The organism is Streptomyces sp. (assembly GCF_031178505.1).
Classification (GTDB): Bacteria; Actinomycetota; Actinomycetes; order Streptomycetales; family Streptomycetaceae; genus Streptomyces; species Streptomyces gulbargensis.
In genome coordinates this window covers 1-10,647 of sequence record NZ_JAPSIW010000175.1, presented here as the reverse complement: position 1 = coordinate 10,647, position 10,647 = coordinate 1, and the positions used below count along the sequence as shown (strand labels likewise).

The window sequence follows — 10,647 nt, the reverse complement described above, 5'->3', positions numbered from 1 at the left end:
GCTGCCCGTCGCCCGTGCCGTCTGGCGCCCCCGCCCCGACCTGCGGACCTCGACCGAGGCGTGGCTCACGGCCGGAGCGCCGCACCACACCGTCCTCACCACCGCTCTCGGCGGTGAGGAGCTCGACGACCTCGCCGAGATGCTGCGGACCGAACTCGTCGTGATCGACGAGGACACCACCATCCGGCGCTTCACGCGCGAGCTGCGCTGGAACCAGGCCTACCACCGTCTGGCCCAGAGCCTGTGAGCACCCCCGCCACCCCTCTCACCAGGACGGAGCCCTCCGTGAGCACCGCCGTTTCCAAGGAACTGCGCCGAGAGGTACTGGAGGCGAACCTCCGCATCCCCCGTGCCGGCCTCGCCACCCTCACCTGGGGCAACGTGAGCGGCGTGGACCGGCAGGCCGGTGTCTTCGTCATCAAGCCCTCGGGCGTGGCCTACGACGTCCTGACCGAGGAGGACCTGGTCGTCGTCTCCCTGTCCGACGGGAGCGTGGTGGAAGGCCACCTGCGGCCCTCGACCGACACGGAGACGCACCGCAGCCTCTACCTGGCCTTCCCCTCCATCGGAGGCGTCACCCACACGCACTCCACCCACGCCGTCGCCTTCGCCCAGGCCCGGCGTCCCATACCGGTGCTCGGCACGACCCACGCGGACACCTTCAACGGTCCCGTCCCCGTCACCGAGGCCCTCACCCCCGAGCAGTGCGCCAGGGACTACGAGTACAACACCGGCCAGGTCATCGTGGACCTCCTGGACCGGGACGACAGGCGGGCCAGGGAGGTCCCCGGCGCCCTCGTCGCCCACCACGGCCCCTTCACCTGGGGCGCCGACGCCACCGCGTCCCTGGAGCACGCGATCATCTGCGAGGCGGTGGCCGAGATGGCCCTCCACACCATCGCCCTGGGGACGGTCGTACCCCCGCAGCACGTCCTGGACCGCCACTACACACGCAAGCACGGGCCGGACGCGTACTACGGCAACCCCGGAGCCGCGTGACCGCACCGGTGCGCCGCACCGTCAGCCGCCAAGCGCGGGCCGATCCCCGTGAAGGCGGGTGCCCCGAGTTCGCAGGAACCCGGGGCACCCGCCTTCACGCGTCGCCGTCGGACAACCGATGCGCCGGCGCACGGGGCACCGGCCGGTCGGCCCGACGCGTGGTCCTTGTCGTACGGGTAGTTCGCCCCGTCGCCCCCGGTGACCACAGGGGAGTCGATGATGCCCGATCCTGTGTCGTGGAAGATCGCGGGGTGGGTGGCGCCGGCGAAGTCGGTCGTGCACGAAACGGCGATCACCGAATGCGAGAAGCCGGGCGGCACGGTGCTGAGCGTGCTGCCGTACGCCTGGCGCGCGGCGTCCCGGTGCACGGCCGGTGCCCAGGTGTGCGAACCGGTGTTGGTGCCGTTGCCCTTGAGAAGGCCGTCCGGTGACCAGGTCCGGCGAGGTCCGGACGTGGACGTACTGGTGCTCGGGCGCCGACAGGGGCTGTCCCGCGCGGAGCGCGACCGGCTGCGCGCACACGATCGGTACGGGCCGCCCGAGGTCGGTCACCACATCCGCAGCCCCTGGGGGCCGCCACCGCACAAGACGCTCCGGGTACCGGTGAGACCGCGCCGGCAGCCGGATCCGAAGGGTTCGGTCAGCCGCCCGGGGGCGACTGCACGCTCGCGCGCCGGACGAGTTCGGGCGTGATGACCAGCTGGGTGTCGCCGGTGGAGCCTTCGTTCATCAGGCGGAGCAGGAGGTGGAGCGTCGCATTGGCCACCGCGGCGAAGTCCTGGCGCACCGTTGTCAGCGGAGGGGAGTAGTAGGGGGCCTCGGGTACGTCGTCGAACCCGACGATGCTGACCTCCTCCGGAACGGAACGCCCCCTCTCGGTCATGGCGCGAAGAGCACCGAGGGCCTGATGGTCGTTGGCGGCGAACACCGCGGTGACCTCGGGCATGCGTGCCAGCATCTGGCCGGCACGGTATCCGGAAGCCGCGGTCCAGTCCCCCGTGCTGATCGGGGGGACCTCCGCGCCCGCCTCATGCAGTGCCCTGCGCCAACCACGGATCCGGCCCGCGGCGTCGAACCAGTCCGGCGGGCCGGAGACGTGCCACACCGTCTCGTGGCCGGCCTCCAGCAGATGCCGGGTCGCCTGGTACGCGCCCTCCTCCTGGTCCACGGACACCATCGGCGCGTTCCGTTCAGGGTCACCGTCGATGGTCACCAGAGGTACCTCGGCGGGAACCTCGGCCAGTGCCTCGTTCGCCGAGGCCGTGGGAGCGATGGCGACGATGCCGGCGACACGCTCGTCGCGGTGCCGCTCGACGGCGGCAGCGATCGAGGACTGTCCCAGTTCGTGCACCCGGTGCACACTGACCGCGAACCCCTGGAGGGCCGCCGAGATCTCGAAGGCGGCCAGCAGGGAGGACGGGCCGTAAAGAGTGGAGTTCTGGGCGATCACGCCGATCAGCTGCGACCGTCCGGTCACCAGCGCGCGAGCCGCGCGGTTGGGCCGGTAGCCCAGTTCCTTGACCGCCGCCAGCACCCGCAGCCGGGTCTGCTCGCGCACGTTGGGGTGGCTGTTGAGCACACGGGACACCGTCTGATGAGACACGCCGGCCAGCCGGGCGACGTCGGTCATCGCCGGCTCTCGCGCCACTGTGCTCGCCCCCGTGGGGTCCTCCACGCCATCTCCTCCTGACATGATCGCCCCGCCCCGACCACCCGTCGGGACCGCGAGAGATCCGCATGCAACGGTCAACCGTGCCCTTGTAACGGTAAAGCCCGCAGCCCGAAGGAACCTCACTCGGGTGCCCCGCCGCTGACGCGCCGGGGCGAGACCTCCTGAGGTGCCGACGCACTCCGCACAGCCGTCCCCAGCGTGGGGATACTACCCCGCGCCGCAGCGGAAGTGAGCGCTAACACTGAGAAGACTCTCAGTGCCTGCCGATGCCGAATTGTGGTTTCACAGGGGCTTGACGCGAGAAATGTTAACGCTCACTGTTGTCGCTCGTGACCCCGATCACGTCCGGTCGGCTGGGTAGCGCCGCACGGTTCACCATGGAGGACGACGCTGTGTTCAAGAAGATAGCCACGATGGGTTGCGCCCTCGCGCTGGCCACGCTGACGGCCTGCGGGGCCGGTGACGGCAGCGCCGGCGGCTCCAAGGGCGCCGCCGGCGACAAGATCGTCATGGGGTTCGCCCAGGTGGGCGCCGAGAGCGGCTGGCGCACGGCCAACACGAAGTCGGTGCGCGAGTCCGCTCGGACCGCGGGCATCGAGCTGAAGTTCTCCGACGCGCAGCAGAAGCAGGAGAACCAGATCAAGGCCATCCGTTCGTACATCCAGCAGAAGGTCGACGTGATCGCCTTCAGTCCCGTCGTGGAGACGGGCTGGGACGCGGTCCTGCTGGAAGCGAAGCGCGCCAGGATCCCGGTGATCCTCACCGACCGCGCGATCGACTCCACGGACACCTCGCTGTACAAGACGTTCCTCGGCTCCGACTTCGTCGAGGAGGGACGCAAGGCGGGCAAGTGGCTGACCGGGACGGCGAGCGGCCCGGTCAACGTGGCGGAGCTGCAGGGCACCACCGGGGCCGCGCCGGCCATCGACCGGCAGAAGGGCTTCAAGGAGGCCATCGCCCAGAAGCCCGACATCAAGATCGTGGCCTCACAGAGCGGCGACTTCACACGGGCGGGCGGCAAGCAGGTCATGGAGGCGCTCCTGCGCTCCCACCCGGACATCGACGTGGTGTACGCCCACAACGACGACATGGGCCTGGGCGCCATCGAGGCGATCAAGGCGGCCGGGAAGAAGCCCGGCACCGACATCAAGATCATTACCGTGGACGCGGTCAAGGCCGGCATGCAGGCGCTGGCGGACGGCGAGATCAACTACATCGTCGAGTGCAACCCCCTCCTCGGCGACCAGCTGATGGATCTCGCCAAGAAGGTCGTGAAGGGCGAGAGCGTCCCCGAGCGCGTGGTCACCGAGGAGACCACCTTCACGACGGAGCAGGCGAAGAAGGTCCTCAAGGACCGGAAGTACTGACACGAGCCGCTGTCCCGCCATCACGGGCCGATCACGCCGCGGTGGCGGGCTCTTCTTCTCCTGACGAAAGCACTGGTCATGACCGATTCCCCAGCGACCGGCGGCAACCCGGTCGTCGACATGCGCGGTATCACCGTGGAGTTCTCCGGTGTCAAGGCGCTCGCGGACGTCGACTTCCGCCTGTTTCCCGGCGAAGTGCACGCGCTCATGGGCGAGAACGGAGCCGGCAAGTCCACCCTGATCAAGGCCCTCACCGGGGTCCACCGGCCGACGGCCGGGACCATCCTCCTCAAGGACGAGCCGGTCGAGTTCACCGCTCCCGGCCAGGCACGGAACGCCGGGATCAGCACCGTCTACCAGGAGGTCAACCTCTGCCCCAACCTGTCGGTGGCCGAGAACATCCTGCTCGGGCACGAGCCGCGCAGACTGGGCGCCATCGACGGTAGGGCCATGCGGGCCCGCGCCACGGAACTCATGGCACGCATCGGCCTCTCCATCGACCCCGCCTCCGTGCTGAGCAGCCACTCCATCGCCGTACAGCAGTTGGTGGCGATCACCCGGGCACTGGTGGTGGACGCGAGTGTGCTGGTACTGGACGAGCCGACCTCCAGCCTCGACAGCGACGAGGTCGAGGAACTGTTCCGCATCGTCCGAGTGCTGCGGGACGAAGGCGTGGCGATCCTGTTCGTCTCCCACTTCCTCGACCAGGTCTACGAGATCGCCGACCGCATGACGGTGCTGCGCAACGGCAGCCTCGTGGGGGAGTACCTCCCCCAGAACCTCGACCGCATGGCTCTGGTGTCGGCCATGCTGGGCCGCGAGGCCGGCCTCCTCGACGAGGTCGAGCGCCGCTCCGAGGAACGGACCCCCCAAAGCGCCCCCGTCCTCGTCGCCCAGGGGCTCGGACGGGCGGGCGCGATCGAACCTTTCGACCTCGAGATACACGAGGGAGAAGTCGTCGGCCTCGCCGGTCTGCTGGGCTCCGGACGCACGGAACTCGCCAGGCTGCTGTCCGGCGCCGACCGCCCGGACACGGGCCTCCTCATGGTTGACGGCGAAACGATCCGGTCCCGCGGGCCACGGTCGCTCATCGCCAGGGGCGTCGCCTTCTGCTCGGAGGACCGCAAGGCCGAGGGCGTCGTCGAGGACCTCAGCGTCCGCGACAACCTGATCCTCGCCACCCAGGCGGCACGGGGCTGGGCACGACCGGTGGCCCGCCGCACCGCCGAGGCGATGGTGGCCGAGTACATCGAAAGGCTGGACATCCGGCCCGCCGATCCGGACGCCGTGATGGGCAACCTGTCGGGCGGTAACCAGCAGAAGGTCCTGCTGGCCCGGTGGCTCGTGACCCGGCCCAGGCTCCTCATTCTCGACGAGCCCACGCGCGGCATCGACGTCGGCGCCAAGGCGCAGATCCAGAAGGTGGTCGCCGAACTGGCGGCCGAGGGCATGGCGGTGCTGTTCATCTCCGCCGAACTGGAGGAGGTGGTACGCGTGTCCGACCGGGTCGTCGTCCTGCGTGACCGGCACAAGGTGGCCGAACTGTCCGGTGCCGAGATCTCCGTGGATTCCGTGATGACGGCCATCGCCGCGGACGCCCACAGCAGCACGGCGGTGGCCTCGTGATACGCGGACGCCTGCTCTGGCCCCTGGTCGCGCTGGCCGGCCTCATCGTGCTCAACGTCGTCTTCACCCCGTCGTTCCTGGAACTGCGCATCCAGGACGGACACCTGTACGGCAGCCTCGTCGACATCCTCCGCAACGGCGCACCGACGCTGCTCATCGCCGTGGGCATGACCCTGGTGATCGCCACCCGGGGCATCGACCTGTCCGTGGGCGCGGTCGCCGCGATCGCCGGCGCCATCGGCTGTACGTGGATCGCCGACGGCGGGGACGCCCCGACGGCAGTCCTGCTGGCCCTCAGCGTGTGCGTCCTGCTCGGACTGTGGAACGGCTTCCTCGTCTCCGTGCTGGGCATCCAGCCGATCATCGCGACCCTCGTCCTGATGACGGCCGGACGCGGCGGCGCGATGCTGCTCACCGAAGGCCAGATCGTCACCATCAGCGACCCGACCTACCGGCAGATCGGGGCCGGATTCCTCATCCTGCCGATCGCCATCCTGATCAGCCTCGCGGTCCTCCTCGCGGTCGCCCTGCTGACCCGCCGTACCGCCCTCGGCATGCTGATCGAGGCAGTGGGCGTCAACCCCGAGGCCAGCAAACTCGCAGGGGTCCGCTCACGCACGATCACCTGGACCGTCTACGTCTTCGCCGCGCTCTGCGCGGGCGTGGCCGGACTGATGATCAGCTCCAACGTCAGCGCCGCCGACGCGAACAACGCGGGTCTGTGGATCGAGATGGACGCCATCCTGGCGGTGGTGATCGGCGGCACCTCGCTCGCCGGCGGCCGCTACTCCCTCGCCGGCACGCTCGTCGGCGCGCTCGTGATCCAGACCCTGACCACCACCGTCTACACCATCGGCGTGCCGACCAACATCACCCTGCTGTTCAAGGCGGTCGTGGTGATCACCGTATGCCTGCTGCAGTCGCCGCGCGTGGCGCGGGCCGTCAGCGGCCGGCGCAAGTCCCCCACCCCCGCCCCTCGATCCCGGAAGGTGGCCGCCGGATGAGTACGCCGACCCTGGCCTCCGCACGCCTGCGTCTTCCCCAGCGCTTCCTGCCCGTCGTAGCGACCCTCGTGGTCTTCGTCGCGACCTTCGGCATCGGCTCCGTCCGCTACCAGGACTTCGCCTCCGGCCAGGTCGTGGCCAACCTCTTCATCGACAACGCCTTCCTCATCGTGCTCGCCGTGGGAATGACCTTCGTCATCCTCACCGGGGGGATCGACCTGTCCGTCGGCGCCGTCGCGGCACTGTCGACCATGATCGCCGCGGCCACACTCGAAGCGGGCTGGCCACCGCTGCTGTCCATCCTCGCGGTCCTCGTGGTCGGAACCGGGCTCGGCCTGCTGATGGGCCTGGTCATCCATCACTTCGACGTGCAGCCGTTCATCGTCACCCTGGCCGGAATGTTCCTGGCCCGGGGCCTGTGCTTCCTCATCAGCGTGGAATCGGTGTCCATCACCGACGCGTCCTTCCGCACCTTCGCCACGGGCACGCTCGAACTGCCCGGCGGCGTCACACTGACCTACAGCGTGCTCGTCGCCCTGGCCGTCGTCGCCGCCGCCCTTTACGTGCTCCACCTCACCCGCTTCGGCCGGACCGTGTACGCGGTGGGCGGCAGCGAGTCCTCGGCGCGGCTGATGGGACTGGCCACCGCGAGGGCGAAGGTGGGTGTCTACGCGGTGAGCGGGTTCTGCTCGGCTCTGGGTGGCCTGCTCTTCGCCCTCTACATGCTCTCCGGATACGGACTGCACGCCGTCGGCATGGAACTGGACGTCATCGCCGCGGTCGTGATCGGCGGAACCCTGCTCGCCGGTGGCGTCGGCTACGTGGCGGGCTCGATGGCCGGCGTCCTGGTCCTCGGCACCGTCCAGGCCCTGATCTCCTTCGAGGGCACCCTCAGTTCCTGGTGGACGAAGATCGTCATCGGCGCCCTCCTGCTCGCCTTCATCGTTCTGCAGCGTCTCATCGTGCGGCAGCGGCACTGAGGAAGAAGGGACCGTGCCCGAGGTCCCGTGCTCGCACACGGGACCGGTCGCGCCGGGCCGCTCCCCGGCACGCGTGTCGTCATCCCCCGCCGCCGCACGAGAGGGAATCCCGCCGGCCGCAAGGGCCCGATGACCCGGCGGCCGCTCCACTGCCCGAAGGTCGCGCAAGCCGGAACGCCCGTCGGCCGGCGACGCGTCGTGCCCGAGTGGCCTCACCACCACCCACACACGAGGAGGACGAAGTGAGTCCGCGAAGAATCTGCAGTGCTCTCATGGCCTGGGCGGCCCTGGTGGCAGCCCTGCTGCTGCCGTCTCCCGCCCATGCCGCCGCGCCCGCGTCACCGGCGGTCTCGTACTCCAACCCTCTCGTGAACCAGCGAGCCGATCCGCACATCTTCAAGCACACGGACGGCTTCTACTACTACACGGCGACCGTCCCGGAGTACGACCGCATCATCCTGCGCCGGGCCACCACCATCCAGGGCCTCTCCGCCGCCCCGGAGACGGTGATCTGGACGAAGCACGCGTCCGGGGAGATGGGATCCCACATCTGGGCGCCGGAAATACACTTCATCGACGGCAAGTGGTACGTCTACTTCGCCGCCGGCCGCGCCGACGACGTGTGGCGGATCCGGATGTACGTCCTGGAGAGCTCCGCCGCGAACCCGCTCACGGGCGGCTGGACCGAGAAGGGCCGCATCGCCACGCCGATGGACAGCTTCTCGCTGGACGCGACCACGTTCGTGGTGAACGGCGCCCGCTACCTCAGCTGGGCCCAGAAGGACCCGGCCATCAACAACAACTCCAACCTCTACATCGCCAGGCTGGCCAACCCGTGGACCATCACCGGCACGCCCGTGCGGCTGAGCATGCCCACGTACGGCTGGGAAACCGTCGGCCACAAGGTGAACGAGGGGCCGGCCGTCATCCAGCGTGGTGGCAAGGTGTTCATGACGTACTCGGCGTCCGCGACGGACAGCAACTACTGCCTCGGCATGCTCACCGCCTCCGCCTCGGCGAACCTGCTCGACCCCGCGGCCTGGACGAAGAGCCCGACTCCCGTCTTCGCCAGCAACGCGGCGACCGGGCAGTACGGGCCGGGGCACAACTCCTTCACCACGTCCGAGGACGGCAGGAGCGACATACTCGTCTACCACGACCGCAACTACAAGGACATCAGTGGCGATCCGCTGAACGACCCCAACCGCAGGACACGCGTCCAGAAGGTCTACTGGAACGCCGACGGCACCCCGAACTTCGGCATCCCCGTCGCCGACGGCGCCACCCCCCAGCGGCTGTCCTCCTTCAACTACCCGTCCCACTACCTCCGGCACTGGGACTACCGGGTCAAGCTGGAGGCGAACGTCACCAACCTCGCCGATTCGCAGTTCCGCACGGTGAGCGGGCTCGCCGGCAACGGCACCGTCTCCCTGGAATCCGCCAACTTCCCGGGGCATTACCTGCGTGTCAGGAACGGTGAGGTGTGGGTGGACAGGAACGACGGCAGCCCCGCCTTCGCCGACAGCGCGAGCTTCCACCGACGCCCCGGGCTGGCCGACGCGGCAGGCGTTTCGTTCGAGGCCTACCGCTTCCCGGGACAGTATCTCCGGCACTACGGCTTCCTGCTCCACGTGCAGCCCGTCGCCGGCACGCTCGCCGCTCAGGACGCCACCTTCCACCAGCAGTGATCTCCCGATGCCCGTCCAGCCCGCAGGAGTTGACGTTCCCCGAGGAGGAGACGTGCACATCGTCCACGGCAGAGGAACGGTACGGCGAGGGGTCCTCCTCGTCATCGCGTTCATCACCGCGCTCGGCATGAGCCTGGCCGGGGCGGAACGCGCCGAGGCCGCGCCCGGCCCGAGCTTCACCAACCCCGTCGTCGACGTGCCCAACAGCGCCGACCCGACGCTGGTCCAGCACGGCGGCTTCTACTACTACGTCGCGACGACCTGGTCCTCCGACATCGTGATGCGCCGCTCACCCACGATCGCCGGTCTGCGCGACGCCCCGGAGCGACTGGTCTTCCGCACGGCCGGGACAGGAATGTGGGCGCCGCATCTGGAGAGGGTCGGTGAGCGCTGGTACCTGTACTACTCGGTCGAGCAGTCCGGCGGGCCCCGGCGCACGCATGCCCTGGAGAGCTCGGGCAGCGATCCGCTCGGGCCCTACGCCTACCGCGGCATCGTCGACCTCATGCCGAACAACGGGTGGGCCATCGATGCCAGCCTGCTGAGGCTCAACGGTTCTCTGTACATGACGTTCTCCGCCGTCTCCCCGGTGGACAACCTGCAGTCGCTGTACATCGCCCCCATGTCGAACCCCTGGACCGCCGGCGCCCACGGGACGCGGATCTCGGCTCCGACGCTGGCCTGGGAGCGGCAGGACGGGGCGGTCAACGAAGGGTCCTTCGCGCTGCAGCGCAACGGCCGTACCTTCCTCACGTACTCGGCCAGTCACTGCAACGGGCCCAACTACAAGCTGGGGATGCTGGAGTACACGGGAGGCGATCCGCTCGCCGCCGCCTCGTGGGCCAAGGCGCCCCAGCCGATCTTCCAACGCAACGACGCCGCGGGGGTGTTCGGCCCCGGACACCACTCCTTCTTCAGCTCGCCCGACGGCACCGAGACCTGGATCGCCTACCACGCGAACTCCTCGGCGTCGCAGGGCTGCGGCACCACGCGCACGACGCGGGTGCAGAAGATCTCGTGGAACGCCGACGGCACACCGCATCTCGGAACCCCGGTCTCGACGTCGACCGTCCTCCAGGGCCCGTCGGGAGAGTCCCCCGTGCCGACCGCGCCGGTCGCCCTGCGCAACCGGCACAGCGGTCTGTGCCTGGACGACTACGACTGGGCGACCGCGCCCGGAGCGGAGGTACGGCAGTGGACGTGCAATGGCGCCGCGGTCCAGAACTGGACCCTGACACCCACGGGCGACGGCTACTACCGGATCCGTAACGCGCACAGCGGCCTGTGCCTGGACAACAAGGATTTCGCGAC

The 10,647-nt window shown here is 69.4% G+C and carries 8 protein-coding genes and 1 pseudogene; 8 read left to right on the top strand and 1 reads right to left on the bottom strand.

Annotated features, from left to right (window positions below; all coding sequences use genetic code 11):
- Together RIF68_RS14540 and araD are read left to right on the top strand one after the other, a co-directional pair.
- Nucleotides 1-247, top strand: a pseudogene (locus tag RIF68_RS14540) (L-arabinose isomerase); the annotation flags it as partial.
- Between the two features lie 38 nt (nt 248-285).
- Nucleotides 286-999, top strand: coding sequence for an L-ribulose-5-phosphate 4-epimerase AraD (gene araD / locus RIF68_RS14535; protein ID WP_309051654.1), 714 nt, complete (start codon nt 286-288; stop codon nt 997-999).
- Between the two features lie 640 nt (nt 1,000-1,639).
- On the opposite strand, the gene RIF68_RS14530 is transcribed toward araD, so the two are convergent.
- On the bottom strand, nt 1,640-2,692 hold the full coding sequence (locus RIF68_RS14530) for a LacI family DNA-binding transcriptional regulator (RefSeq protein WP_375165130.1): 1,053 nt from the start codon (nt 2,690-2,692) through the stop codon (nt 1,640-1,642).
- Nucleotides 2,693-3,048: 356 nt separating this feature from the next.
- Between RIF68_RS14530 and RIF68_RS14525 the strand changes: the two genes are divergently transcribed.
- The 6 genes from RIF68_RS14525 to RIF68_RS14500 all read left to right on the top strand — a co-directional run.
- On the top strand, nt 3,049-4,038 hold the full coding sequence (locus tag RIF68_RS14525) for an ABC transporter substrate-binding protein (RefSeq protein ID WP_309051653.1): 990 nt from the start codon (nt 3,049-3,051) through the stop codon (nt 4,036-4,038).
- Between the two features lie 78 nt (nt 4,039-4,116).
- Nucleotides 4,117-5,664 carry a sugar ABC transporter ATP-binding protein gene (locus tag RIF68_RS14520; protein WP_309051652.1) on the top strand — a complete coding sequence of 516 codons (1,548 nt, stop codon included), beginning with the start codon at nt 4,117-4,119 and terminating at the stop codon, nt 5,662-5,664.
- Nucleotides 5,661-6,668, top strand: a complete 1,008-nt coding sequence (locus RIF68_RS14515) for an ABC transporter permease (protein ID WP_309051651.1) — start codon at nt 5,661-5,663, stop codon at nt 6,666-6,668. Before RIF68_RS14520 ends, RIF68_RS14515 begins: the two co-directional genes overlap by 4 nt.
- On the top strand, nt 6,665-7,648 hold the full coding sequence (gene yjfF / locus RIF68_RS14510; RefSeq protein WP_309051650.1) for a galactofuranose ABC transporter, permease protein YjfF: 984 nt from the start codon (nt 6,665-6,667) through the stop codon (nt 7,646-7,648). Before RIF68_RS14515 ends, yjfF begins: the two co-directional genes overlap by 4 nt.
- A gap of 272 nt (nt 7,649-7,920) precedes the next feature.
- Nucleotides 7,921-9,336 carry a family 43 glycosylhydrolase gene (locus tag RIF68_RS14505; RefSeq protein ID WP_309051655.1) on the top strand — a complete coding sequence of 472 codons (1,416 nt, stop codon included), beginning with the start codon at nt 7,921-7,923 and terminating at the stop codon, nt 9,334-9,336.
- Between the two features lie 52 nt (nt 9,337-9,388).
- A partial coding sequence (locus RIF68_RS14500; RefSeq protein ID WP_309051649.1) for a family 43 glycosylhydrolase occupies nt 9,389-10,647 on the top strand: 1,259 nt, incomplete at its 3' end.